Source organism: Haloglomus irregulare, assembly GCF_007421925.1.
GTDB lineage: Archaea > Halobacteriota > Halobacteria > Halobacteriales > Haloarculaceae > Haloglomus > Haloglomus irregulare.
In genome coordinates, this window is sequence record NZ_QMDX01000006.1 from 115,356 (window position 1) to 138,914 (window position 23,559).

Consider the following 23,559-nt stretch of genomic DNA (forward strand, 5'->3'; position numbering starts at 1 on the left):
ACGTTCGGTCGCCGGTCCCGACTGCTTGCTCGGCGTGTTCGATGGCGACGGGACTGCTACCGAAGCCCCCACCCGCTCCGGGCCCCCCGACCGCAGCGCGCGCCAGTGCGACTGACAGGGCAGCACGCACCGAGGAGCGGCCGGGTCGCCCAGCCGGTTCCACCGGCAGGAAGCGCCCGCTCGCCTCCGCCGGTGAGACGCCCGAGCCCCTTGCGGGCGAGGGGTCGAACCACTCACAGCGAGCGGGCGGGGAGGGGTGGGGACCCTGCGGCCCACTGGAACCACCACGCGCGAACGCCCGGCCGGTCAACGAACTCCTGGCGGGATCGAAGGGCGAGCGCTCTCGACCCCTCCCGGCCGATGTAAGCACCGCAGGGAGCAACGCGACCGAGGAGCGCAGCGAGGCCCGGAGGTGAGCGCCCACGGCGCGAACCAGGGGAGTCACAGCCCGCGCAGGCCGAAGGCCGAGCAGGAACGTCTCCCCGTGGGTCGAGGGCGCGAGGGCTTCGGAGCCGTCCGTATTTCCGGCACGACCCCCATATTGTTCATCGAAACCACGCTTTGGAACTCAAACTCCAGTGTTTCCGAATCATCTATCCTCCCGATCGAGTTCCCGAAGATACCGGTCGGCCAGCACCACCTCCGTCCCGGCCAGCCCCACCGAACAGAACACCGTCACCGCCTCGGACCCGCGCTCGACCCCCTCCGTCACAAGGTCCCCGAGTTCCACCAGCCGCTCGTCCCAGTCGTCCACGACGAACCCGTCCACCTCGTCGGACGCCGCGACCTGGTCCAGCGAGTCGGTCGCGAGGACGTCGGCACGGTCGAAGACCGCCGTCGGGAGTTCGTGGCCGTCGGCCCGTGTCGGGCCGAGCGTGTGGACGTGCGTCCCGGCGTCGAGCCAGTCCGTGTCGAGCACGGGCGCCTCGCTGTCGGTCGCACAGTAGACGACATCGGCGCCCCGGACCGCCGGCTCCGGGCCGTCGTGGGCGGTCACGGCGTCGGCCTCGAGGCCGAGTTTCTCCGGCATCCGCTCGGCGAACGTCTCGCGGTGCTCACGGCTCCGCCGTTCGCTCGTAGCGGCTCCGCCGCTGCGGTGCTCGGCCGTCGGCGAGTGGACCCGCACGGTCTCGATATCCCGCACGGCACAGACCGCCCGCGCACCCTGGCGGGCCTGCGGCCCCGTGCCCAGCACCGCCAGCGTGCTGGCGTCCTCTCGGGCGAGCGCCCCCGCAGCCACGCCATTGATGCCCGCGGTCCGGAGGAGCCCCACGCGGTGGCCGATGATGCAACCGTCGAACCGGCCGGCCTCGGCGTTCCAGACGGCGACCAGCCCCTCGTGGCCCGGGCCGCGGCCGAGCGTCTCGTACGCGCGAAAGCCCATCGTCCCGACGCCCATCGCCACGCCGGCGGTGACGACGAGCGAGCCATCGGGGACGTCCAGCGACCAGCGCGGCGGCGCGTACAGCGAGCCGTGGGCCCGCTCGCGCAGCGCCATCCGCATCGTCGTCACCACGTCCGCCATCGGCAGCACGCCGCGGATGGCCTCGTCGGTGAGCACCCGGGCCATCGCTCACCGCCCCCTGTCGGTCCCGTCCGGACCCGGGGAGAGCCGCCGCGTCTCGACCTCGCGGTCCCGGGTCGGCACCATCGCCTCGACCTCCAGTTCGAACGCTGGCCCCTCGACGAGGAGGTCCGCCACGCCGACCATCGTCGTCCCGGGGAGCGCGGGCGCCTCGAAGAACTCCCGCTCGACGGCCTCGATGGCCTCGCGCGTCGCCTCGTCGGCGTGGCCCTCCCGGAGGAAGAAGCGGAGGTAGGTCACGTCCGCCATCTCGCCGCCGACCTCGCGCTCCAGCAGCGTCTCGACGTACGCGAGCAGGTGGCGGGCCTGCTCGGCCGGCGTCCCCTCGGGCCAGGTCATCCCCGAGAGCCGGACGCGGTCGTGGTCCGGGTGGTGCGTGACGACGCCGTTGGCGACCGCCGGGTCCTCGGCGTCACCCCGCAGGACGGTGGTTCTGCGCATGCTCTGGGGTCGGCGGGCGGCGTGGAAAGGGTTGCGTCCGGGGGCGTGGGCGGGTCATGCTGGGGAGAGTCATCCGAATATCGATGAAGTATGCTCGTAACCCGCCACTCACATCGAAAACCCGCGATTACCGCCAGTTATCGTCGTCGAAGACGAGTTCCGACAGCCGCGACGCGAGGTCCCGGGCGGCGTCCGCCGAGGGCTGGTGGACCTCGCCCGACACGGCGCCGACGTCGCCGCCGACCCGCTCGGTCTGCGAGCGGGCGTCGGCACGGCGGTCGATGCGCCGGAACCCGAGCACGCGGTCACGGAGCCGCTGGAGCGCCCGGTCGGTCAGCTCCCGGTCGAGATGCTGGAGGTCGTACCGGACGATCCAGCCCCGGCTGGCGTCCCGGACGACGACGACGGGCTGGTCGCGGCGGGCGCAGCGTTCCCAGACCGCCCGCTGCTCGGCGGGCGTCTCGTAGACGGGGACGTGCCCCGCGGCGAGGTGGTCCATGCCTACGTCTCGGGTCGAAGGCTCTTGCCTCCTCCGGGTGCCCGACAGAACGAAGCGGTCGCGCTGCGCGTCGTGGGTCGTGTCCGACCGGCTCCCAGCGTCCCCCCGCGACCCGCGGTTCGTCGCCACCGTCGCCGGTGTGCTGTCGGTGGCGGCGCTGTACGTCTACGCCGCCACGACCGACGTCCTGACGACGGCCACGGTGTCGTTCGTACTGCTGACGGTGCTGCTCCCGACGACGGCGGCCTACTGGCTGGCACGGCGGCTGTTCTGAGGGCCCGCCGAAGCGACAGGCCTACACCCCCGCGCCGACCACCGCCGGGCATGCAGGGCTCCTCGGAGGTGGCGGTGCTCCGGCTAGGTCACCGGCCCGGCCGGGACGACCGGATGACCACCCACGTCGGGTTGACCGCGCGGGCACTGGGTGCCGACCGCGTCGTGCTCCCCGAGGAGGCCAGTGGTCCCGCCGATACCATCCGCGACATCACCGGCCGGTTCGGCGGTCCGTTCGAGGTCGAGGTCCGCGAGGACTGGCGCCCGGTCATCCGGGACTGGCCGGGCGTCGTCGTCCATCTCACCATGTACGGGCTCCCCGTCCAGGCGGTCGAGGCGGACGTACGGGCCGACCACCGCGACGGCCCCGTGCTCGTCGTCCTCGGTGCCGAGAAGGTCCCCTTCGAGGTGTACGACCGCGCGGACTACAACGTCGGCGTCACCAACCAGCCCCACTCCGAGATCGCGGGGCTGGCCGTCTTCCTCGACCGCCTGTTCGAGGGCCGCGAACTCGACCGCGAGTGGGAGGACGCCGACCGCCGGGTCGTCCCGAAGGGGACGGGCAAGCAGGTCGTACCACTGGACGAGGAGGGGGGCGACGAGGCCGGTGGAACGGAGTAGGGGGATATGGCGCGAGCGGGGCGAGCGCGTTTCACCGCTCCGGGCGCCCACAGGGCGCGAGGAGTGGCATCCCTTCTGAACCTCTCTGCCGCGAGTGGTTCGGCGGCGGAGCCGCCGAACCCGGGCGGGAGGGAGCTCTATTCCTGAACCGTCACGTCCTCGATTGCCGCCTCGACCTGCGGGGCGTCCTGGCGGTCGGTCGGGACGGAGCCGAGTTCCTCGACGACGGCCATGCCCTCGACGACGTGGCCGAAGACGGCGTGCTTGCCGTCCAGATGGGGCTGGGCGTCGAGCGTGATGAAGAACTGCGACCCGTTCGTGTCGGGACCGGAGTTGGCCATCGAGAGGACACCGGGTCCGTCGTGGGTGAGGTCGTCGTGGAACTCGTCGGCGAACTCGTAGCCGGGGCCGCCGCGACCGGTCCCCTCCGGGTCCCCGCCCTGGATCATGAACCCCTCGATGACGCGGTGGAACTCGGCGCCGGCGTAGAGCGAGTCCCCCCGGACCTCGCCGCTGTCGGGGTCCGCCCAGGTGTTCGTATCGCGGGCGGGGTCGGCGTCCGCGGCGGGGTCGTGCCGCGAGAGTCCGAGGAAGTTCTCGACGGTGCGGGGCGCGCGATCGGCGAACAGCTCGGTCGTGATGTCGCCGTGGGTCGTGTGGAGGGTCACCTGCGGGTTGTCCGGGTCCGTGACCTCGTGGTTGCTTGCCATGTCGGGGAGGACGGCCGGGCGGCTGAAAGCGTTGTGGGTCCGTCGCCCCGGCGCCCCACGGGCCGCGCCGTCGGGGGCGGTTCAGCGCAGCTCCCGTGTCTCGTCGACGCGGACGCCGTCGTCGAAGACGATGGCCAGCGGCTCGGTCGGCACGTCGCCGCGGCGGAACTTGGTGACGACCAGTTCCCACGCCACCCGGTCGTCGACGAGCATCCGGAGGTCGAGGGTCACGTCCGCCAGCGCCAGCGTCAGCTCCCGGCTCGCCGGCGTCTCGGGGACGTCCTGTGCGTGCAGGACGCCGATGCCGCCGGCCGACCGGAGCCCCCCCGTCAGCGACTCCAGAAACGCTCGGTACGCCCCGCGGTCGGCGCGTTCGAGCGTGTTCACCGGGTCGACGACGACCGTCTCGCCGGCCGAGAGGCTCGCGAACCGGTCGCCCGGCCCCTGCAGGAGGTCGCCCTCGCGGGCGTCCTGTACCCGGGTCGGCGTCTCCTCCCCGTCGCGGAAGTCGAACCCGTCGAGGCCGCCGGCCGCGGCGGTCATCGCCTCGTCCACGACCCCGCCCGGCCGGAGCGTCGAGTAGTAGCGGGCGGGGTGGGCCTCGGCGAAGGCGTACGGGATGCGTTCGGCGGGGGAGTCCGCTTCCGCGGTCACGGCCACCAGACTCCCCGGCGGGACGCCCCCGTCGAGCGCGCGGTCGAGCCCCCCGATACCGGTCGACAGGCGTTTCTCGCTCACAACAGTCGAACGACCCCTGACCGACAAGTCAGTTCCGCCGGTGGTATCCGGGGGATTGCCGTGCCCCGGCCGACTCAGTCGGCGTCGTCGCCGACCGCGACGGAGGGCGTCCCGCGGAGGTCGACCGGGAGCGGGTCCGTCGGCGGCCGGCCGTGTCGGAACTTCCCCACGTCGAGGTAGCTGCGCGTCGTCCCGGTGTCGACCTCGCGGCGGAGGACGACGGTCGTGTCGGCGCGGGCGAGCGTGAGGTCCCGCCGGAGCGTCCGGGGCGTCGTGCGGGGACAGTGACAGACGGCGACGCTCTCGGTCGTGCGGCAGTGGCGCTTCAGGTCCTCGAGGAACGAGCGGTAGCGCTCCTCGCCGGCCCGCTCCAGGGCGGTCGCGGGGTCGACGACGACGACCGAGCCCGCGTCCAGCCCGGAGAGGTGGTCGGCCGGCGTCCCGAGCAGGTCGTCGCCGTCCGTCGAGCGGACGTCCACCCGCTCGTCCGGGATGCCCGCGGCCGCCATCGCGTCGCGGACCTCCGCCGGCGGCCGGAGGGTCGAGCAGTAGCGCGTCGGGTTGTCGATGCCGAACGCGTACAGCAGGCGTTCGGCGCCGGAGGTGGGCGGGGCGACCAGGGCGACGAGGTCCCCCGCCGGGATGCCGCCGCCGAGCGCGACGTCCAGCCCCTCGACGCCGGTCGGGATGCGGTCCCGGTCGCGCACGGGGTTTCGCTCGCTCATATCGGCGGCTGTGCCGGGCCGGAAGGGAAACCCTTCCGGTGGCCGTGGCCGCTCAGAACGACCGGAGGTCGGCCAGCGCCTCCGCGGCGGCGCCGGAGGCGAGCGCCTCGCGGGCGGCCGCCAGCCCGGCGTCGATGTCCTCGGCGTCGCCGCGGGCGTAGATCCGGAGCGCGGCGTTCAGCGCGACGGCGTCGGCGAACCGGTCCTCGCGCTCGCCGGTCAGGACCGCTTCGGTGACGGCGGCCGAGTCGGCGGCGACGTCCTCGACCCCCAGGTCCTCGCTCTCGAAGTCCATCCCGTACTCGGCGGTCTCGATGTCGAAGTCGTCGACGTCGCCGCCGTCCCACACCGCGACCTTGGTGCTGCCCGGGCGGATGTCGTCGTACCCCTCCAGCCCCTGGAACATCACGACGCGGTCCATGGCGGCCGTCTCGGCGGCCTGGAACGTCTCGATGATGCGAACGGCGTACGGGAGGTGGTAGAACGAGCCCAGGTGGACCGAGGCCCCGGCGGGGTTCGCGAGCGTCTCGATGGTGTTGACGAAGGTGCGGACGCCCATCTCGTCGCGCCGGTCGAACAGCTCCACCACGCCGGGGTTGAACGCGGGCTGGTAGTAGAAGCCGAAGCCGACATCGTCGGTCATGTCGGCCGACTCCGACGGGGAGAGCTCCGTCCGCACGCCGAGTTCGTCGAGGACGTGCTTGTACGCGTCCTGCTTCTGCGTGGGGACGCGGTCGCCGGAGTGAGCCACGACCGGCGTGCCGGCGGCCGCCGCGGTGACGCCGGCGGCGACGCCCAGCAGCGCGGTTCGGCCCTTGCCGTCGTAGTTGGCGCCGCAGTCGACCGGGTCGCAGTCCGGGGCGTGGGACTCGACCGACTCCTCGGCCATGGCGTCGACGTAGGCGCCGAGCTCCTCCGGCGTGTTGCGCTTCCAGCGGTTGGCCAGCCAGAACGCCCCCAGCGTGGTGGGGTCGGGCTCGCCGGCCAGGGTCCGCCGGAACGCCTCGTCCGCCTGTTCGCGGGTCATGTCGTCGGCGGACTTGTGACCCGACCCGACGACCTCGGTCATCAGGCGCTTGAGCGGCCACTCGCCGAACTCCGTGTCGTGTCCGGTCGCTTTCGCCATACGGGATGGTGGGTCGGCAGCGCCAAAAACACCCCAGTTCGAGCCCGCGGACCGGGCACACGTCCACTCCGACAGCGCCCGCACGCACCCCCCCGGCCCAGCGGGGGCGGGTGTCGTCGAGGGTCAGTCCTCGCCGGCGTCGGTCTTGATGCGCTGGGCCCTCGCCGGCCCGACGCCGTCGGCCGCGGTCAGCTCCTCCATCGTCGCTGCCCGCACGGCGGCGACGGTCTCGAAGCCCGCCGCACGCAGGGCCTCGGCCGTCGTCGGGCCCACGCCGTCGAGGTCCGTCAGGTCGCGGTCGGCTGCCGCGGGGCTGTCGTCGGCCCCGTTCCCGCCGGTCGCGTCCGTCACCGCCACCTCGACGGCCGCCTGCCCGTCGTCGCCGTCCGCCGTGTCCGTCGGCTCGGCCTCGGCGGCGTCGGTCACGTCGATGCGGACGCCGTGGGAGGCCCGCCCGTCCCGGTCGGCACCGCGGGTCGCCGGCCCCTCGGGGAGCTCCGGCGGGATGCCGACGAGGTCGGCAGTCAGGTCCCACAGCGCCCGGGCCTGCTCGTCGTTCTTGGCCGCCGCGGCCGCTGCCGCGGGCTCGCGCTGGTCGAAGTACTCGCCGGTGATACCCGCGACCTCGGGGGCGGCGGCCAGGTGCGCCAGCGCCCGGCCCCCGTCCTCGACGCTGTCGACCAGCCCCGGGATGGAGGGTAGCTTCGAGACGAGTTCGACGCCCAGCGACAGCGGGAACGGCACCTCCCGGGCGAAGTTGCTGCCGGGGATGTTGCCCGGGTGGAAGCAGGTCGCGGTCGCGTCGCCCAGCCGGCGCGCGAGCGCTCGCGTGAACAGCACGTTGCAGAGTTTCGACTCACAGTACCGCTCGACCGCCGGTCCCGTCAGCGCGCGCTTGCGCCGGACCATGTCCAGGTCCAGGCTGGCGAACCGGTGGGCCACCGAGGCCGTGTTCACCACGCGTGCGCCCTCGTTCAGGTGGGCGGCCAGTTCGCGGGTGAGGACGTACGGCGCGACGTGGTTGACCCCGAAGATGGTGCCGAACCCCTGCTCCGTGCTCTCCCGGTCGGTGGTGTACAGGCCGGCATTGTTGCAGAGCGCGTCCAGCCCGTCGGTTGTCTCGTCGACGGCGGCCGCGAGGTCACGGACTGCGTCCAGATCAGTGAAGTCAGCCGGATGGAAGGAGGCCTCACCGCCGGCCGCCTCGACCGCCGCCACCGTCTCCTGCCCGCGCTCGGCGTCCCGACCGTGGACCAGCACGCGCGCGCCGCGGGCGCCCAGCCGGACCGCGCCGTCACGTCCGACGCCGCTCGTCGCGCCCGTCACCAGTATCGTCCGTCCGGAGAGGTCCGGGAGTTCCATGTGACATCACGTGGGGCCGTGGGGCTATTGGCGCTTCCCGCGGCAATCCGCGGGGGGTTCTTGCGCCGGGGGCGGCGGGTCCCGGGGCCACGAGCACGACGCCGCGAACGGCTGAGTGCCCGGGGGAGCTGTGGACGTCGGATCGGAACTGTCGGGGAATCGGCGAATCCAGCACACTACGGCTCGAACTATCGTTAGATCGGGCCTACAACTGAGAAATCCGATTAGAAGAGCAGTAACGAGACGGGTGCGGACGGCGGCCGCGGCGGCCCTGGGGGGCCCGCTACGGCGTCTCGCCGGTCTCCAGCGTCAGGTCGTCGGTCGGGTAGGCGACGCAGGTCAGGGTGTAGCCGTCGTCGAGCTCCTCCTGGCCCAGCATCTCGTTGTTGGAGTGGATGATGAAGTCGTCGGCGGACCCGTTCGTGATGTGGCCCGCACAGGAGACGCACTGGCCCTGCCGACAGGCGTAAGGGAGGTCCCAGTCGTTCTCCTCGCCGGCATCCAGCAGCGTCTGGTTCTCGCGGACCGCGACGGTCTCGCCCTCCTTGACGTACTCGACGTCGAAGACGTCGGCCTCGTCGTCCGGGATGACCGACGGGTCGTCCGAGGGGTCGACCTCCTCCTCCTCGCTCAGCTCGCCGGCAGCCTCGCCCTCGGCCCCGGCGCCGACCGCGACGGCACCGCCGCCGCCGCCGATGGAGCGGTTCATCGGCTCCGCGAACTCCGTCTCGGGAACCATCTCGGCCCGCCGCTCGGTGACCTCCTGTGCCATGTCGTCGGGGATGGGCTTCTCCGTCCCCTTGGAGTAGTGGACCGCGACCACGAGGAGGGTCAGCGTCACCCCCAGGGCGACGGCCAGTGGTTCGACCATACGCGCGGTTAGGAAAGGCGATTCAAAGCCGTTGTGATTGGCCGCGCCCTCGTCAGCGGTGGTCAGCGGGCACCACTCCGTCGGCTGGGGTCGACTCGGTCAGGCCCGGCTACTCCTCCCGGCGCGCGACCTCGTGCCGGCCGAAGCCGTAGCGCAGCCGGTTCGCGAGCCGCCGGGAGAACCGCCCCTCGCCGTCGCCGGTCGCCCGGGAGTCGAACCGCTCCGCGAGCGCCGCGTACACCAGCGGCATCGGCACCTCCTGGGCGAGCGCCTCCTGGACCGTCCACGTCCCCGTCGAGCCGCCGGCGACGTGGTCGGCCACGTCGCCCAGGTCGTCGCCCTCCTCACGGAACGCCTCCTCGCACAGCGCCAGCAGCCACGACCGGATGACCGCGCCGTTGTTCCAGGTCCGGGCGACCGACTCCATGTCGAGGTCGTAGCGCCCCTCGTGCAGCAGCTCGAACCCCTCGCCGTACGCCTGCATCAGCGCGTACTCCACGCCGTTGTGGACCATCTTGACGTAGTGGCCGGAGCCGGACCGACCCATCCGGTCGTGACCGTCGGGCCCGGTCGCGACCGCGTCGAACACCGGCGTCAGCTCCTCGTACGCCCACGCCGGGCCGCCGATCATCAGCGAGAAGCCCAGCTCCGCGCCGGCGGGGCCGCCGGAGGTCCCGCAGTCGAGGTAGGCCGCCTCCGTCGCCTCCGCGCGCCGGACGGAGTCCTCGAAGTGGGAGTTCCCCCCGTCGACGACGACGTCCTCGCCGCTCAGATGCGGTTCGAGGTCGTCCAGCGCGGCGTCGACGGCGTCGCCGGCAGGCACCATCAGCCAGACCCGCTTCTCGGCCCCCAGCCGGTCGGCGAGGTCGGTCACCGACTCGGCGGCCGTCGCGCCGGCGTCAACCACGTCGGCGACGGCCGCCTCGTCCAGGTCGAACGCGACCACGTCGTGGCCGGCGGCCAGACATCTGTCGACGACGATCCGCCCCATCCGGCCGAGTCCGATGACGCCGAGTTCCATGCGCGTCGTCCTCGGCCGCCGATACTGAGGGTTGTGGTCCGTCGCGCTCAGTCCAGCCGCTCGGCCGTCAGTTCGCCCCTCAGCTCACCCAGCCGGACCGCACGCTCGCGGGCCGCCGCCGGGTCGCCCGCGACGACCACGACCTCGCGCTCGGCGCCCGTGACGCGGTACGGCGCCGTTCCGTCGGCCTCGAACGCCGTCGCGTACGTCCGGACCGTCCCGCGGACGCGCCGCTCCAGCGTCGACAGGTCGCAGTCGCCGCTCTCGTAGTCCCGCAGCGCGTCCTCGACGTTCCGCAGGGCCGAGATGCGGTCCACGGCCACATCGACTCGCCTCTCGCTCATAATCCCCCCGCTCGCCTACGTCGTCCGGAGGTGGCCCTGCGAGGGTTCGTACACCTCGCCGCGCTGTTTGAACTTCTCGATCTCGTGCTCGGCCCTGTCCCGGTCGGTGTCGTTCTCGACAGCCATCTCCAGCACCTCATCGTACGGGGCGCCCTCCTCGTACTCCTCCTCCAGCTCCTGGATGATGGCCTTCAGCCCCTTCATGCGGTCGCGCTGGCTCTTCGAGTGCCCCGCTTCGATCATGTCCGCGTCGAACTCGTTGGTCTCGGGGTCCATCCCGACGTCCTCCAGGGAGGTCCGGACGATGTCGATGACGCGGTCGGCGTCCTCCCGCTCGACCGTGTCCGAGAGCCGGACGCGGGCGCTCGCCTCCGCCAGCCGCACCAGCGCCTCCAGCTTCCGGGCCGTCACCGGGACGGGCGCGTCCTCGCCCTCGCCGCGCGAGCGCAGGTCGACGTAGAACTCCTCGATGGCGCTCCGGGCCTCGTCGGTCATCGTCGGGTAGCACGAGCGCTTGGCGTGGGCCACGTACTTCCGGAGCAGGTCCGCGTCGAGGACCGGCTCCACGTCCTCCGTGGCCGTCGCCACCTCCTGCTCGGAGACGTTCGCCGTCGGCACGTTCTCCCGGTGGGTGTGGAGCTCGCCAGCGTAGTTCGTCTCGATGATGTGCTGGGCGAGCCGCCGGTCCTCCTCCTCGTCGGGCTTGTCCGTGATGGTGAAGATGAGGTCGAACCGCGAGATGAGCGCCGGCTCCAGATCGATCTGCTCGGAGATGGACTCGTACTCGTCGAACCGACCGTATTTTGGATTTGCTGCCCCCAACAACGAGCATCTGGACTTCAAAGTAGCGTTGATTCCTGCCTTGGAGACGGAGATGGAGTTGTGGAGCACTACACCCTTGCTGACGAACGTATTCGTCGGCTCGACGGTCACGTCGTACACCCAGTCGGTCGCGTGTTCGCCCTCGTTGGGGACCGTCTCCACGCCTGTTACCCTGAAGTAGCGCAGTTCACAGGCCGATTCGAGCTCGTCGGCTCGGTCGGCCGCCTCAGTTAGAGCTGCTTCGACCGCCTCTCTGGCGCGATTCGTCATCTTGGAGCGGCGCTCCGGGTCGTAACCATCGCGCTCGGCGTACGCGATGTTAGATTTCGAGACGCCGTCTATCCGTTCGGCCAGCTGACGAGCGGACCAGCCCACGATCTCGCGTACCTCGCGGAGCCCGTCGGCCCCCGGAAGCGCCCTCCGGACGGAGGCGATTCGGTCGTGGACTTCCTCCAGTTCGTTCCGCACCGTCTCGACCTGCACGCCGAAGCCTTCGTCAACGTTCGCTCGGAACTCCCCCGTGAGCGGAATCCCGACCGACCGCTTGAGCGCCCGCAGTTCCGTAGCCGCTGCCGTCGGGAGCACGTCGTGGTGACGGGGGGTTGCTTCACTCCGCTCCGCGAACGCGACCGCGTCGTCGTGCCGGCCGTCGACGGGCTCTACGACCTGCTCGACGAACCGAGACGTCGAGTCACCCATCACGTACACCTTCCACGAGTCCTCCGCGGTGTCGTGGTGGATGCGCGACGCGACACCGATTTTCGCCAGCGCGTCGGCGTAGTCCTCCGCCAGCCCCTCGGAGGCAGTCGAGAACGACATCGCCTCGCTTTCGACGCCGCCGTCGCCGGCGAACGCGCCGACGAGGAACCGACGGATATGCTCCTCCGCGGCACCGAGGATGCGCGCCGGGATGCGCTTCTCCCGGGCCGTCGTCATGAACTCCGGGAACGTGGATTCGAACCACCGGTAGAGCCGCGTCGATATCCATCGCAGCGTCACCGTCCCGGCGGCGTTGGTCGTCCGGTTCGGCTCGATCCCGAAGGCCTGCTCCGCGAGCCGCTCGGCCCGCGACAGCAGCCGCTTGTCCTGGTTCGAGAACCCAACCTCGTGCGAGGAGCCAGCGTACGAGTGGCCCTCGGCAACGAGCAGCCCGAGTAGCTCGGCGAGGTCGGCCGTCAACTCGTCCGGGAGCTGGAGCTCCTTCTCGCGGGCGTCAATCGACGGTTCGTCGGGCAGCTCAACCGGCTCCGCGGAGTTTGGAAGCTTCCGTGGTGCCGGGACGAAGGCTCCGGGATCAAGTTCGGCCGCCGGCGTCGTCGTTCCGTCCATCCCGACGAACATCGGATGCTCCGGCGTCACCGTCACCTCGCGACCGTTCGAGAACTTGACTCGGACGAACTCGTCAGGGGCTTCGTGTCGACTCACCCGGTCGACGGGGAGCTTCGTCGTCTCGTCCGATTCCAGGTCGACGCTGTGAACCCGGAGGTCGTCGGTCGGCAGCATCTCGCAGTCGACCCCGTCGACGACCGCGTCCGGGTTCGCGGCCATCGCGTCGTCGACCAGTTCACCGATTTCTACCTGTTGTCCGTCGGCGAGCAGGATTTCCGTCTCGGGGTGATACGACTGCTGCTCGAGCGCCTCGTGCATGGCCGAACGGTCGCCGGCGTCCATCTTGTCCAGCTCGTCGATGGCCGCGACGCCCTTGTCCGCGAGCACGAGCGCGCCGGCCTCCAGCGACCACTGGTCACCCTCACCGAAGTCATCTCTCACCGCCGTTGCAGTCAAACCTGCGGCAGAGCTCCCTTTTCCGGAGGTGTAGACGCTTCTTGGCGCGATATCCTTTACATATTGTAAAAGCTGGCTCTTGCCCGTACCCGGGTCCCCGATGAGCAGCATATGCAGGTCCCCCCGGATGCGGGAGTTGTCGGGGAGGTGCTTCGTGACGCCGGAGAACAGCTGGAAGATGATGGCCTGCTTGTGGGTCTCGTAGCCCCAGATGGAGGGGGCCATCGACTGGACCATCTTCTCGTAGATGTCGGGGTCGTTGGAGAGTTCGATGATCTCCTGCTTGTCCGCCTCGGTGATGTTCATCTCCTCGAACTCCTCGTCCTCGACCTCGACCGAGACGCCCTGTATGTACTTCTCGAACATGAGGGACGTCTCCTGCTGGTTGCCCTGCTGCTCCAGCCGGAGGATACCCGTCACCCGGACGTGGTCGCCGGCGGTCACCTCGCCGGTGACGTCGTCCTCGATGTTGACGTCGATCGCCTCCGGCGTCTGGCCGCCGCGCAGCCCCTCCGGGGACTCCTGCACCCGGAGGGTCTGGGCGTCGACGAACTCGGACTGCTCGAAGTTGATGTCGAACGGGCCCTGCCGCTCGCAGCCCTCGCACTCGTGGGGCTCGGTGAAGCCGCTCGTCTGCGGGATGTACGAGAGGGTGCCACAGCGCTGGCACTCGAAGGCGGCCTCCTGCAGCTTCGGGCGGACGCTGGTCGTCTTGTTGACCGTCCCCTGGACCGAGATGAGGGTGCCGTGGTGGCGCTCGCGGATGTCGCGGATGCCCGTCGTCTCCCCGAGGTTGGTCATCCGGACGTGGGCGTTGCCCAGTTTCACGTCCGCCGGCAGGTCGTAGAGCCGGAGCGCCTCCTCCGCGTAGTCCTGCATCTGGCCGGGCTTGGCGACGTAGTCCTCGGCCATGTCCCGGTCGAACCGGTAGAGGTCCTCCCAGTCCAGGTAGAGGGACTTCCGGTCGTTGGGGTAGGCCTGCGCGAGCGTGCCGATGTCGTCGGCACAGTACGTCCGGTAGAACTCCAGGAACCGGTCGATGATCTCCGTGTTATCCGGGCGCTCCATCGCCATCGGTTACGACTGGTTGTGCGTCACCGGGTATGAACTTTCGCTCCGCGCGGCGGAAGTGATCGGCGGGCGGGCGTCGTCGGGTGGTTTATGCTGCGCCGTTCCCCCGGGAGCTGGGCCGTCAGCGACGGCACAGCCGCCACCGGAGCCCGGGGGCGTTCGACGCGGCGGTCAGTCCTGCAGGCCGGCGTCGGCCAGCGACGCATCGAGGTCGTCGCGGACCCGCTCGCCCATCTCGCGGCTCCCGGCGGTGGTGACGACGCGGTTCTCCTGGACGGAGGAGCCGTCCCGGACGAGCAGCCGGACGTTGCCGTTCTCGTCGGCCCGGGTGGCCTTGGCGCGCAGTCCCGAGCGCGACCCCGAGCCGCCCGCCGAGATGGGGCCTGGGATGACCTTCTTGACGTGCGGGTGGGCCGCCACCGTCCGGACGGCGGTCATCCCGTCGCGGCCCCCGACGAGGGTGCTGTGGCTCCCGCCGAGCTTCTCGTCCGGCGGGGTCTCGACCACTTCGAGGGCGGTCTCGCCCGCCCGCTCGCGGACGGCGTCGGCGACCGACTGGCCGTCCCGGGGCTCGACGCGGCGGAGCGGGTAGTGCAGCTGTCGGCGGAGCGCCTCGAGCACGGCGTACTCGCCGGCGGCGTACAGCTCCTCCGGGCGCTTGCGGTGGACCTCGTCGGCGACGAGGCCGGCGAAGTTCCGCAGCTCGACCGGCTGGCGCTCCCCGTCCTGCTCGGGGCGCGTGGTGACCGTCCGCTCGGCGACGATCGACTCCTCGAGCAGCGCCGTCACGGTCGCGCGGTCGCGGGCGCAGTCCAGCACGACCGTGTCGGCGTTCGGCGTGCGGCAGGTGAGACAGAAGTCGCCAGGGCGCTCCAGCGGCGTGGCACACTGGCGACATTCCATGAGTGTCCGTTACCCGTCCGCGCGCATAAGCCGGCCGGTTCCGGTGTCGGTGTGGCCGGCCGGTTCCGGCGTCGGTGTGGCCGGCCGGTTCCGGCGTCGACTCGGCGGCCGTGGGGGACCCCGTCCTACGACAGCGCCAGTGGGTCGCGCTTCAGATACTCCCGGAGCACGACCGTCGCGTACGACCCTTTCGGGAGCGCGAACCGGAACCGCAGCGAGTCCGGAGTCCCGTCGACGCGATCGGCGTCGAGGTCGGTCCGCAGGAGGATCGCCCGCCGGGTCCCGGTCGACCTGAAGTCGCCCGGGAGGTCGAAGTCACCCGGGTCCAGCTCCAGCTCGTCGAGCACCGACCGCTCGATGTCGCCCTGTTCGCCGTCGGCCAGCTCGGTCCCCGTGCCGACCAGCGGCGCGGTGACGAACGCGCGGCCGCGCTCGCAGTGCCGGTTGACGGTGTCGACGCGGTCGGCGTCGACGCGCTGGAGCCGGTCCGTGTCGGGCAGGGCGAGCCCGCCGCTCGCGGGGCCACCGCCCCGCTCGCCCGAGCCGGCTGTCGCCGACCGGTCCGCGAAGCAGACCACGTCGCCGGCCGTCGCCCGGGCGAACGGGAGGCCCCGTTCGAGCCGCTCGGAGAGCATCAGGTTGAACGCGTACGACTGGGCGGCGTTGACCAGCAGCGTCCGCAGGTTGGAGGGGAGCGACTCCAGCGCGGCCCGCCAGTCCGCCGGGCCGGGCTCGCCCACGCCGACCCGGTCGGCCAGCGTGTGGCACATCGCGCGCTCGTAGCGCAGACCCCCTGGCAGTCGCTCGGCCGCGGCCGCCCAGTCGTCCGTCTCGGCGACGAACTCGCGGGCCGCGCGCGTCTCGGCGGGCTCCTCGGCCGAGGTCTGCGTCAGGTACGTCAGCACCGCGTCGGCCCACTCCTCGCGGACCACGGCGAGGCCGGTCCGGTGCGTGACGGGCCGGAAGGAGCCGAAGCGCTGGTGGCCGAAGTAGTTCGGTACGCCGGCGGGGTCGCCCGCCCCGACCGCGCCACGGTCCGTCCCGGGGGCTCCTGCGAACGCCCGCAGGGCCCTGGTGATGGCATCGTGGTTTCCCGGTGTCTCGGCGTGCCGCACGCGAATCTCGAACGCGTTGCCCGCGAGGTCGCCGAACAGCACCGGCCGGCCCGCCCGGCCCAGCACCTCGATGTCGGCACCCCCGAGGTCGGGGAGTTCGACGCCCTCGTACCTCGCGGAGAACAGCTGTGTCGTCACCGCGTGCTTGTCCTTCGTCCCGGCCCAGTTGACCCGCTCGCGGCTCATCCCCAGCTTCGTCGCCACCGCATCGGCGAAATCGTTGGTGTCCCACTCCCGGAGCGTCGCCCGGAACACCAGATGCGGGTACGCCCCCGTGTCGGCGCCGGGCGGGTGCAGCTCCACGTCGAACCGCTCGCGTTCGCGGACGACGAAGTCCTCCGGCTCGATCCGGAGTTCGCCGCCGGTCCCGTCGGCCTCGCTGACGTACCACAGCATCCCCATCTCCCGTTCGCGAGGGTGGGCCTCACGCATCGACCCGAGCCCCCCGGCGGCGTCGCTGGTGCATGATGGCGGTTCGGGGGCGGGCGCACTCGGGCTTTCGGGTTGCCGGAGGGAGCTCCGTTACGGACGTATACACCTCGTTCACTCCCTTTCCGCCGTATTGTGACGATAGCTGCAGCTTTCGTCTACTCTCGGACATCCTATCAGGAAACGGCCGGGGCACATACCGGACGCGGCGCGCGAACCGGTCCCGGCGGGCGGGGGCAACCCGGCAAGCATGACCGGTGACCGAGCCGTTCCCGTGACCTCGAACCGGGCGGCACCAACGGGAGCGTCGGTGGACTCCCGTCGGCTCCGTCCTGTCGTTCGTGGTCGGTCCGCTCCCCGTACCGCTGCCGGTCGTCGTCCGGGCGTATCCCTCCGCACGGTCGGTCGGTTCCCCGGTGTCGCGGTTACTCAAACAGTCGTTTGGCATTCCGCCGCTTCTTCGGTTGTACGGGACGGCAGCTCAGTCATGAGCGGAGGTACTCGACGGGAGCCGACGACGAGACGGCGTACGCTGCTGGGCGGCCTCGCGCTGGTCGGCCTCGGCACGCTGGCTGGCTGTACCGGTCCGCCCGGAGGCGACGGCCCGGACGGGACGGAGGACATGCCGGCACGGCTCCGGCTGAAGCAGGTCCAGCCACCGGACTGCGAGAACGCGGACCCCATCCGGTTCGCCGACCTCTCGACCGCGGAGCAGGACCTCGTCGAGACGGCGCTGGAGCGCGAGGAGTACGCCGTTCCGACCGAGGAGACGTCGCCGGCGTTCGACTCGCTCCGCGAGAGCGTCGAGGCCCGGAGCGACACCTGCGGCGAACTGGTGGTCTACCTCCGGCGTGGCGAGGCGTACTACCGGGTCGCGCTGGTGAACGGTGACAACGTCATCGCGAGCACCCGCCCGACGCCCGACCGGTCGACGGGGTCGTGAGTGTCGAGGCGGTCGGCGTCAGCTCTCCGAGAGGGTGGCCGCCATCTCCAGTTCGAAACCGCCGTCGCCGGTCCGCTCGAAGCCGACCTTCTCGTAGAGCATGATCGCGGGGTCGTTCCAGTGCTCGACAGTGAGCCAGACGTGGTCGATGCCGTGCTCGCGGCCGTGGCCGAGTAGGCCCTTGATGAGTTCCGTCCCGATGCCGGCCCCCTGGTATTCGCCGTCGACGAAGATGGCCAGTTCGTAGGCGCCGTGTCGGTCGGGGACGAGCGTGGCGTGGCCGGCGGGCCAGTCCCCGTGCCAGGCGACGACGTTGAAACAGTCGTCGCCGGTGATGGTGTCCAGCCAGTCACGGACGTGCTCCTCGCCGACGGGCGGGATGCCCTGGGCGCGGTCCTCCGTGTCGTAGCCGTCGTACATCCCGACCAGCACCTCGAAGTCGTCGACGGGGCCGGCGCCGAACTCGCGGACGACGACCTCGCGGTCCGACCGGTCGGTGAACGAACGGGGCGGGGGTTCGTACGGGCCGGCCATCGTGTCGGGGTACTCCCTGGTCATCGGATGAGCGTGACCGAGACGCTGGCGTTCAGGATGACGAACTCCGCGATGGAGCCGAGCCGGACCTTGCCGAGCGGACTGGTCTCGCCGCCGCCGAGCACGATGCGGTCGAAGGCCTCCTGCTCGGACAGCTGGACCAGCCGGCTGCCGGGGTCGCCCTCCAGCCGGCGGACCTCGGCGTCGAACCCGGTCGCCGCCAGGCGCTCGCGCACTTCCGACTCCACGTCGTCGACGTCCACGGGGCTCTCGGGGTTGTCGACGACGGCGACGGTCAGGTCGTCGCCGGCCCCACGGGCGCGCTCGATGGCGCGGTCGAGCGCCCGGAGGGAGTCCTCGCTCCCGCCGACACCCAGCAGTACCTTCATATCTCGACGGAGGCCGGGCCGGGGCAAAAGTCTCCCGGCGCCCGCGGGCGCGGGCCGCGAACCCGGCGCGCTTTTGCCCCGAGCGGCCGACCTGCCGGCATGGACGAGCGGGTACACGAGCACGCGCGGACGCTGGTCGAGTGGAGCGCACGGGTCGAGCCGGGCGACGACGTCGTGGTCGAGGTCGGCGAAGGCGCCCACGACCTGGGCGTCGCCGTCGCGGCCGCCCTCGGCGAGCGCGATGCGAACATGGTGACGCTGTACGGCTCCCCGGAGATGGAGCGGGCCCACCGGCTCGCCCACGACGGCGGGTTCGACGCCGACCCCGAGTACGAACTGGCGCTGTACGAGCGCGCCGACGCCGCGCTGTTCCTGCGGGGGAGCCGGAACGCGACCGCGACCGCGGACGTCCCCAGCGAGCGGTCGCAGGCGTACAGCCGGGCCCGGCAGGGGATCCGCGAGGCCCGGTTCGGAACCGACTGGGTCAGCACCGTCCACCCCACCCGGGCGATGGCCCAGGCGGCCGGGATGAGCGCCGAGGCGTACCGCGACTTCGTCTACGACGCGGTCCTCCGGGACTGGGAGGCGCTCGCCGATGAGATGGCTCGGTTGAAGACGGTCCTCGACGACGGGGAGACGGTGCGGCTGCGGAAGGCCGGCGGCCCCGTCGAGACGGACCTGACGATGTCCATCGCGGGCCGGACGGCTGTCAACTCCGCTGCCTCCGTGGCCTACGACTCACACAACCTCCCCTCCGGCGAGGTGTTCACCGCGCCGTACGACACCGCGGGCGTCGTCCGCTTCGACGTGCCCCTGACGCTGGAGGGCACGCGCGTCCGGAACGTGACCCTCACCTTCGAGGGTGGCGAGGTGGTCGACTGGGCCGCCGAGCAGGGAGAGGCGGCCCTGGAGACGGTGCTCACGACCGACGAGGGCGCCCGGCGGCTGGGCGAGCTCGGCGTCGGCATGAACCGCAGCATTGACCGCTTCACCGACAGCATCCTCTTCGACGAGAAGATGGGTGACACCGTCCACCTGGCGGTCGGGCGGGCGTACGACGCCTGCCTGCCCGAGGGAGAGGTGGGCAACGAGTCGGCCGTCCACGTCGACCTCATCACGGACGTGAGCGAGGACTCCTCGCTGACGGTCGACGGCGAGGCGGTCCAGCGGAACGGCCGGTTCCGCTGGGAGGAGTAGTCAGGCCAGGAAGACGTGTCGCGGGCGGTCCGCGAGCACCTCGCGGCCCCACTGGACGGTGTCGCGGAACGCGTCCGAGCGGAAGAAGTCCATCGCGTCCTCCCGGGCGCGCCACTGGCTCGCGATGAACATGTCGTTCTCGTCCTCGCGGTTGACCATCAGGTCCGTGTCGAAGTGGCCCGCCATGTCGGCGAGCATCCCGCCGACGTCGCCGAAGGTGTCGACGAACTCCTCGCGGTAGTCCGGCTTCACCGTGTAGAACATCCCCATCGTCCCGAAGCCGGACTCCTCGCCGGCCCGCTCGACGATGTCGGGGAGGTCGGTGAGGAAGCCACTGGCCGTGTCCGCGGCGTCCGCCGTGTCCCAGATGCTGACGACGGCGGTCCGGTCGCCGGTCCCGTCACCCGCGTCGCTCGCCTCCCCGGGGGCGCCCCGGGCGTCGTACAGCGCGGTCTTGACGTGCGTGTCGTAGTGCTCGAACCGCTCGCGCATTCCGTACACCTCGTCGGCCAGCGCCTCCGCGTCGGCCTCGGAGTAGAGCACGACCGCGTAGACGTCCTCCCCGTGGGGCTGGCCGGCGTAGACGTCGAGGTCCCGGAGCTCCTCGCGGAACGAGTCCGCCGCGTCGCCGGACGTCTCGACCGTCCCGTCCTCGTCGGCCCCGTCCTCGCTGTCGTCCTCGCGTCCGGCCGCGTCGCCCTCGGGCTGTTCACCGCCGGGGAGCGGCCCGCCGACGCCGCGCTCGACCTGCGGCAGGTCGCCGAGGAACCCGCTGGCGGTGTCGGCGGCGCGCTGGTTGGCCCAGAGGCTGATGACCACCGACCGGCCCTGGTCCGCCCGGACCGTCGTGAGGACGTGCGTGTCGTAGTGGTCGAAGTTGCTCCGCAGGCCGTCGACCTCCTCCATCATCGCCTCCGCGTCGGCCGCGGAGTGGAAGACGAGCCCGTAACCCGCCCCGTCGTGGTCCTCGGCGGGTAGCCCGAGACTCCGGAGCTCCTGCTCGATGGCCGACTCCGCCACCTCCTCGTGTGGCGACTCGTCCGCCACCGGCGGGCGGCCGCCGGTCGACCCGCCGTCGTCGGCATCGCCACCGTCGTCGCCCGCGTCGTCACCGCCGGCTGTCGCCCCGTCGTTCTCGGCGGCGCCCGTCCCCCCCGACGACCCGGACGCGGCCGCCCGCTCGCCACCGTCGGCGTGTCCGGCCGCTGCTGGCGTGGCGTGGTCTGCGGCTCCGGCCTCCTGCTCGGGGGCCGGAGCGGCCGCCACCCCCTCACTGGGGACGGTCTCACCGGCGAACAGCGCCGGGAGGTCCGTCGGCGGGAACCGCTGACCGAAGTAGAACGTGCCGAACTCCGCGTACCGCGACGAGGAGGGGTCGAACCGCATCTCGTACAGCAGCGTCTTGATCTGTGCGGGGTCGTCGCTGAACAGCGTGACCCCCCACTCGTGGTCGTCGAGGCCGACGCTGCCGGAGATGATCTGGGTCACCTTCCCGGCGTACTCCCGGCCGATGTCGCCGTGGGCGCTCATCAGCTCGGCGCGCTCGTCGAACGGGAGGTCGTACCAGTTGTGGTCCGGGCCACGGCGCTTGTCCATCGGGTAGAAGCAGACGTGGGCCATCTCCGGGATCTCGGGGTAGATGCGCTGCTGCATGTAGCGGCGCATCCCCTCGTCCTCGACGTCCGCCAGGCCCGCGTCGAGGTCGTCGTGCATGTAGCCCGAGACCTCCGTGACGGAGAGGTAGGAGCTCGCCTGGTCCGTGTAGTCCGCGAGCGCGGTCCGCTCGAAGGCCCGCTCGGCGCGGTCCAGCGCAGCCATCGACGGCCGCAGGTGCAGCATCATGAAGTCGGCCTTGTGCCCGACGACACTGAACACGGCCGTCGCCCCCTCATCGCCCGCGACATCCGCGAGCGCGGCGTGGGATTCCAGGTAGCTCACCCCCTCGTCGAGGGCGACCCGGCGTTCGCGGTCCGGCGCCGCCCGCCACGAATCCCAGTCGACGCTCCGCAGGTCGTGCAGCACGTACCAGCCCTCCTCGGTTGGTGGGGCCCGGCGGCGTTGGGCGTCTTCGCTCATAGGAGCAGGTACGGCCCGGGCGAACAGGGGTCTTGCGGTTTGGGGCGCACGGTGACCGACCGTTGGAATCGGCCGCGAGACGGGAATCCTCAAGCCCTCGTGTCGCCAATCAGGGGGTGTGCTGGAGGCGGTCGGGTTCGACCTCGACGGGACGCTGCTGGTTGTCGACCGGGACCGCGAGACGCTGCTCCACGCTGCCTGCGACCGGGTGGGTGCACCGCGGCTCTCCCGCGCGGCGTATCTCCGGACCCACCGAGCCCGGCAGGACGGGGCCGACCGCGAGGCCGTCTTCGCGGCGCTGCTGGCCGACCGTGGGGTCGATGGCGTCGATGCCGCGGCGCTGGCCGACGCGTACGACGCGCTCATCACGGAGGCGACCGCCCCGCTGGCGGGCGCGGACCGCCTCGTGACCGGACTGCGCGGGCGCTACGGGGTCGGTCTCCTGACGGACGGCCCCGTCGTGACCCAGCGGCGGAAGGTCGCCCGCGCCGGCTGGACGGACCTGTTCGACGCCGTGGTCGTGACGGGGGCGCTGCCGGCACCCAAACCCGACGACCGGGCGTTCACGGCGCTGTGCGACGCGCTGGGGACGACCCCGGAGGCGACGGCGTACGTCGGCGACGCCCCGGAGGCCGACATCGCGGGCGCGGCCGCCGCCGGGTTCCACGCGGTGCAGGTGCTGTACGAGGGGGGCCCCGAGCCGCACCCGGACGCGACGGCGACGGTGGAGCGGTCGCGGCTGGTCGAGCGGCTGCCGGCGCTGCTCGACGGGCTGGAGTGAGCGGCCGAGAACGGCCGAACGGGGTCGAGAACCGACGAACGGCCGTCCGTTCGACGGCTGTCTGACGAACTCCCGTGGAACACCTGCGAACGGACCGTGGATTTAAGACTCCGGGTCCCCAGTAGTGAACCATGGCCGCGTACAGTCGGCCGGCCCTGCGGAACCTGTTCGACGACTCCCCCACCCCACATATCGCTCATCCGCCGCGAACCCATCACCGCGACTACTACCTCGCAGCCGATGGCTCGTTCCGGCAGTCGGGCGACGGGGGGCTGGGCGTCCTCATCGAGACCCGGGAGGGTGGCACCGTCGCGCGGCTGGCGGTCCCCGACCAGGTCCCCGACAACAACGTCGCCGAGTACCGGGCGCTGCACCTCGGGCTGGACGTGCTCGCCGAGCACGTCCACCCGGAGGCGCGCGTCGGCGTACTCGTCGACCACGACGACCTCGCGGCCAACGTCAACCGCGCGACGCTGGCCACGCGGGGGGACCCGCCCCACCCGTATCGGGTGCCCCGGGCGGCCCGCCACCACTGGCGAGGGATCCGGGCCCGGGTCGCCCGGTTCGCCGAACTCCGGGCCGCGCGCATCGACTCCGGCGAGAACCCGGCCCATCCGCTCGCCAACACGCCCGAGCAGTACCGCGGCACGCAGGTCCGCCCGGCGCCCGAGGCCCTCCCCGGTGAACCCGCGGACCTGCGCGACGAGCCGGGCACCCGCGACCGCGGGCAGGAGGTCCCGCCGCCGTCCCGGGCCGACCGACACGCCTCCGATTAGAGTCACGGGACCGCGGCGACGGCCGCCGACGCGGTCCACCCCTAGCTCCGGTCGATAGCCGGGTCCGGCGTCGAAACCGTTAGGACCACGCCGGCTCAATCGCGGGATGGAACCGCTATGAGCGAACCTCGCGAGGCGCCGGACGACGGACCGTATCCACGGACCTGGATGGACAGCCTCGACGAGGTGCTGGACGAGGCCGTCACCCGCGACGAGGGCGTGGAGCTGACCGCCGAGGAGCTCCGGGTCCACATCCCGTCGCGCTTCGGCGAGGACGCCTCCCGCGCCGAGTGGGGGTTCGACGGCAGCGTCCACATCGACGTGGAGGGCGAGCGCGGCCCGCTGGCCGAGTGGGTCCGCCTCTGGGGCGCCCAGCTCCCGCGGGAGGCCGACGACGAGTAGTCACGTCCCGGTCGGCCCCC

At 71.7% G+C, this 23,559-nt stretch carries 24 protein-coding genes; 7 read left to right on the top strand and 17 right to left on the bottom strand.

All coding sequences use genetic code 11. From position 1 onward, the window contains the following. Window positions 1-589: 589 nt before the first annotated feature. From DP107_RS11275 to DP107_RS11285, 3 genes are all read right to left on the bottom strand, one after another. Complete coding sequence (locus DP107_RS11275; protein ID WP_144262265.1) at window positions 590-1,570, bottom strand: ornithine cyclodeaminase family protein; 981 nt, start codon at window positions 1,568-1,570, stop codon at window positions 590-592. 3 nt (window positions 1,571-1,573) lie between these two features. Next, window positions 1,574-2,026, bottom strand: a complete 453-nt coding sequence (locus tag DP107_RS11280) for a RidA family protein (RefSeq protein ID WP_144262266.1) — start codon at window positions 2,024-2,026, stop codon at window positions 1,574-1,576. Between the two features lie 127 nt (window positions 2,027-2,153). After that, window positions 2,154-2,525 (bottom strand): hypothetical protein, encoded by a 372-nt coding sequence (locus DP107_RS11285; RefSeq protein ID WP_144262267.1) that lies wholly within the window; start codon window positions 2,523-2,525, stop codon window positions 2,154-2,156. A 79-nt stretch (window positions 2,526-2,604) separates the two neighbouring features. Between DP107_RS11285 and DP107_RS11290 the strand changes: the two genes are divergently transcribed. Both DP107_RS11290 and DP107_RS11295 read left to right on the top strand, forming a co-directional pair. Beyond that, window positions 2,605-2,799, top strand: coding sequence for a hypothetical protein (locus DP107_RS11290; protein ID WP_144262268.1), 195 nt, complete (start codon window positions 2,605-2,607; stop codon window positions 2,797-2,799). A gap of 50 nt (window positions 2,800-2,849) precedes the next feature. Then, window positions 2,850-3,419 carry a tRNA (cytidine(56)-2'-O)-methyltransferase gene (locus DP107_RS11295; RefSeq protein WP_144262269.1) on the top strand — a complete coding sequence of 190 codons (570 nt, stop codon included), beginning with the start codon at window positions 2,850-2,852 and terminating at the stop codon, window positions 3,417-3,419. Between the two features lie 137 nt (window positions 3,420-3,556). Here the strand turns inward: DP107_RS11295 and DP107_RS11300 are convergent, their stop codons facing one another. The 11 genes from DP107_RS11300 to truD all read right to left on the bottom strand — a co-directional run bounded on the left by DP107_RS11300 (window position 3,557) and on the right by truD (window position 16,444). Continuing rightward, complete coding sequence (locus tag DP107_RS11300) at window positions 3,557-4,129, bottom strand: peptidylprolyl isomerase (protein ID WP_144262270.1); 573 nt, start codon at window positions 4,127-4,129, stop codon at window positions 3,557-3,559. Between the two features lie 81 nt (window positions 4,130-4,210). Continuing rightward, window positions 4,211-4,867, bottom strand: a complete 657-nt coding sequence (locus tag DP107_RS11305; protein WP_144262271.1) for an RAD55 family ATPase — start codon at window positions 4,865-4,867, stop codon at window positions 4,211-4,213. A 74-nt stretch (window positions 4,868-4,941) separates the two neighbouring features. Continuing rightward, a complete protein-coding gene (locus DP107_RS11310) occupies window positions 4,942-5,592 on the bottom strand; it encodes an RAD55 family ATPase (protein ID WP_144262272.1) in 651 nt (216 codons plus the stop codon). Window positions 5,593-5,644: 52 nt separating this feature from the next. Next, a complete protein-coding gene (locus tag DP107_RS11315) occupies window positions 5,645-6,718 on the bottom strand; it encodes an anthranilate phosphoribosyltransferase (RefSeq protein ID WP_144262273.1) in 1,074 nt (357 codons plus the stop codon). Between the two features lie 123 nt (window positions 6,719-6,841). Then, window positions 6,842-8,080 (bottom strand): SDR family NAD(P)-dependent oxidoreductase, encoded by a 1,239-nt coding sequence (locus tag DP107_RS11320; protein ID WP_144262274.1) that lies wholly within the window; start codon window positions 8,078-8,080, stop codon window positions 6,842-6,844. Window positions 8,081-8,363: 283 nt separating this feature from the next. After that, complete coding sequence (locus tag DP107_RS11325; RefSeq protein WP_144262275.1) at window positions 8,364-8,951, bottom strand: 2Fe-2S iron-sulfur cluster-binding protein; 588 nt, start codon at window positions 8,949-8,951, stop codon at window positions 8,364-8,366. A gap of 109 nt (window positions 8,952-9,060) precedes the next feature. Then, window positions 9,061-9,972, bottom strand: a complete 912-nt coding sequence (locus tag DP107_RS11330; protein WP_144262276.1) for a decarboxylating 6-phosphogluconate dehydrogenase — start codon at window positions 9,970-9,972, stop codon at window positions 9,061-9,063. 47 nt (window positions 9,973-10,019) lie between these two features. After that, complete coding sequence (locus tag DP107_RS11335; RefSeq protein WP_144262325.1) at window positions 10,020-10,289, bottom strand: DUF7854 family protein; 270 nt, start codon at window positions 10,287-10,289, stop codon at window positions 10,020-10,022. Between the two features lie 42 nt (window positions 10,290-10,331). Beyond that, the gene (locus DP107_RS11340; RefSeq protein ID WP_144262326.1) at window positions 10,332-13,991 is read right to left on the bottom strand and encodes an LAGLIDADG family homing endonuclease; all 3,660 of its coding nucleotides are present in this window, start codon (window positions 13,989-13,991) and stop codon (window positions 10,332-10,334) included. 174 nt (window positions 13,992-14,165) lie between these two features. Next, the gene (locus DP107_RS11345) at window positions 14,166-14,897 is read right to left on the bottom strand and encodes a DUF2103 domain-containing protein (protein ID WP_144262277.1); all 732 of its coding nucleotides are present in this window, start codon (window positions 14,895-14,897) and stop codon (window positions 14,166-14,168) included. Window positions 14,898-15,022: 125 nt separating this feature from the next. Beyond that, complete coding sequence (truD, locus tag DP107_RS11350; RefSeq protein ID WP_144262278.1) at window positions 15,023-16,444, bottom strand: tRNA pseudouridine(13) synthase TruD; 1,422 nt, start codon at window positions 16,442-16,444, stop codon at window positions 15,023-15,025. Between the two features lie 484 nt (window positions 16,445-16,928). Between truD and DP107_RS11355 the strand changes: the two genes are divergently transcribed. Next, entirely contained in the window at window positions 16,929-17,384 is a 456-nt protein-coding gene (locus tag DP107_RS11355; protein WP_144262279.1) for a hypothetical protein, read from the top strand. Between the two features lie 18 nt (window positions 17,385-17,402). Here the strand turns inward: DP107_RS11355 and DP107_RS11360 are convergent, their stop codons facing one another. Both DP107_RS11360 and DP107_RS11365 read right to left on the bottom strand, forming a co-directional pair. Beyond that, complete coding sequence (locus DP107_RS11360; protein WP_144262280.1) at window positions 17,403-17,942, bottom strand: GNAT family N-acetyltransferase; 540 nt, start codon at window positions 17,940-17,942, stop codon at window positions 17,403-17,405. Next, window positions 17,939-18,307: a universal stress protein gene (locus DP107_RS11365; RefSeq protein ID WP_144262281.1), complete on the bottom strand. Its 369-nt coding sequence runs from the start codon at window positions 18,305-18,307 to the stop codon at window positions 17,939-17,941. The genes DP107_RS11360 and DP107_RS11365 overlap by 4 nt, the downstream gene beginning before the upstream one ends. A 99-nt stretch (window positions 18,308-18,406) precedes the next feature. Between DP107_RS11365 and DP107_RS11370 the strand changes: the two genes are divergently transcribed. Next, window positions 18,407-19,504: an aminopeptidase gene (locus DP107_RS11370; protein WP_144262282.1), complete on the top strand. Its 1,098-nt coding sequence runs from the start codon at window positions 18,407-18,409 to the stop codon at window positions 19,502-19,504. On the opposite strand, the gene DP107_RS11375 is transcribed toward DP107_RS11370, so the two are convergent. After that, a complete protein-coding gene (locus tag DP107_RS11375; protein WP_144262283.1) occupies window positions 19,505-21,580 on the bottom strand; it encodes a heme-binding protein in 2,076 nt (691 codons plus the stop codon). It abuts the gene before it with no gap. A gap of 118 nt (window positions 21,581-21,698) precedes the next feature. On the opposite strand from DP107_RS11375, the gene DP107_RS11380 reads away from it, so the two are divergent. The 3 genes from DP107_RS11380 to DP107_RS11390 all read left to right on the top strand — a co-directional run bounded on the left by DP107_RS11380 (window position 21,699) and on the right by DP107_RS11390 (window position 23,539). Further along, entirely contained in the window at window positions 21,699-22,361 is a 663-nt protein-coding gene (locus tag DP107_RS11380; RefSeq protein WP_144262284.1) for an HAD family hydrolase, read from the top strand. Window positions 22,362-22,492: 131 nt separating this feature from the next. Beyond that, window positions 22,493-23,137: a ribonuclease H family protein gene (locus tag DP107_RS11385; protein ID WP_144262285.1), complete on the top strand. Its 645-nt coding sequence runs from the start codon at window positions 22,493-22,495 to the stop codon at window positions 23,135-23,137. Window positions 23,138-23,254: 117 nt separating this feature from the next. Next, entirely contained in the window at window positions 23,255-23,539 is a 285-nt protein-coding gene (locus tag DP107_RS11390) for a hypothetical protein (protein ID WP_144262286.1), read from the top strand. Window positions 23,540-23,559: the final 20 nt, after the last annotated feature.

Bases quoted from the DNA above. Each gene is read 5' to 3' on its own strand.
- DP107_RS11275 (WP_144262265.1), bottom strand. From the start codon at position 1,570: ATGGCCCGGGTGCTCACCGACGAGGCCATCCGCGGCGTGCTGCCGATG.
- DP107_RS11280 (WP_144262266.1), bottom strand. From the start codon at position 2,026: ATGCGCAGAACCACCGTCCTGCGGGGTGACGCCGAGGACCCGGCGGTC.
- DP107_RS11285 (WP_144262267.1), bottom strand. From the start codon at position 2,525: ATGGACCACCTCGCCGCGGGGCACGTCCCCGTCTACGAGACGCCCGCC.
- DP107_RS11295 (WP_144262269.1), top strand. From the start codon at position 2,850: ATGCAGGGCTCCTCGGAGGTGGCGGTGCTCCGGCTAGGTCACCGGCCC.
- DP107_RS11300 (WP_144262270.1), bottom strand. From the start codon at position 4,129: ATGGCAAGCAACCACGAGGTCACGGACCCGGACAACCCGCAGGTGACC.
- DP107_RS11310 (WP_144262272.1), bottom strand. From the start codon at position 5,592: ATGAGCGAGCGAAACCCCGTGCGCGACCGGGACCGCATCCCGACCGGC.
- DP107_RS11315 (WP_144262273.1), bottom strand. From the start codon at position 6,718: ATGGCGAAAGCGACCGGACACGACACGGAGTTCGGCGAGTGGCCGCTC.
- DP107_RS11320 (WP_144262274.1), bottom strand. From the start codon at position 8,080: ATGGAACTCCCGGACCTCTCCGGACGGACGATACTGGTGACGGGCGCG.
- DP107_RS11325 (WP_144262275.1), bottom strand. From the start codon at position 8,951: ATGGTCGAACCACTGGCCGTCGCCCTGGGGGTGACGCTGACCCTCCTC.
- DP107_RS11330 (WP_144262276.1), bottom strand. From the start codon at position 9,972: ATGGAACTCGGCGTCATCGGACTCGGCCGGATGGGGCGGATCGTCGTC.
- DP107_RS11340 (WP_144262326.1), bottom strand. From the start codon at position 13,991: ATGGAGCGCCCGGATAACACGGAGATCATCGACCGGTTCCTGGAGTTC.
- DP107_RS11345 (WP_144262277.1), bottom strand. From the start codon at position 14,897: ATGGAATGTCGCCAGTGTGCCACGCCGCTGGAGCGCCCTGGCGACTTC.
- truD (WP_144262278.1), bottom strand. From the start codon at position 16,444: ATGCGTGAGGCCCACCCTCGCGAACGGGAGATGGGGATGCTGTGGTAC.
- DP107_RS11355 (WP_144262279.1), top strand. From the start codon at position 16,929: ATGAGCGGAGGTACTCGACGGGAGCCGACGACGAGACGGCGTACGCTG.
- DP107_RS11360 (WP_144262280.1), bottom strand. From the start codon at position 17,942: ATGACCAGGGAGTACCCCGACACGATGGCCGGCCCGTACGAACCCCCG.
- DP107_RS11365 (WP_144262281.1), bottom strand. From the start codon at position 18,307: ATGAAGGTACTGCTGGGTGTCGGCGGGAGCGAGGACTCCCTCCGGGCG.
- DP107_RS11370 (WP_144262282.1), top strand. From the start codon at position 18,407: ATGGACGAGCGGGTACACGAGCACGCGCGGACGCTGGTCGAGTGGAGC.
- DP107_RS11375 (WP_144262283.1), bottom strand. From the start codon at position 21,580: ATGAGCGAAGACGCCCAACGCCGCCGGGCCCCACCAACCGAGGAGGGC.
- DP107_RS11385 (WP_144262285.1), top strand. From the start codon at position 22,493: ATGGCCGCGTACAGTCGGCCGGCCCTGCGGAACCTGTTCGACGACTCC.
- DP107_RS11390 (WP_144262286.1), top strand. From the start codon at position 23,255: ATGAGCGAACCTCGCGAGGCGCCGGACGACGGACCGTATCCACGGACC.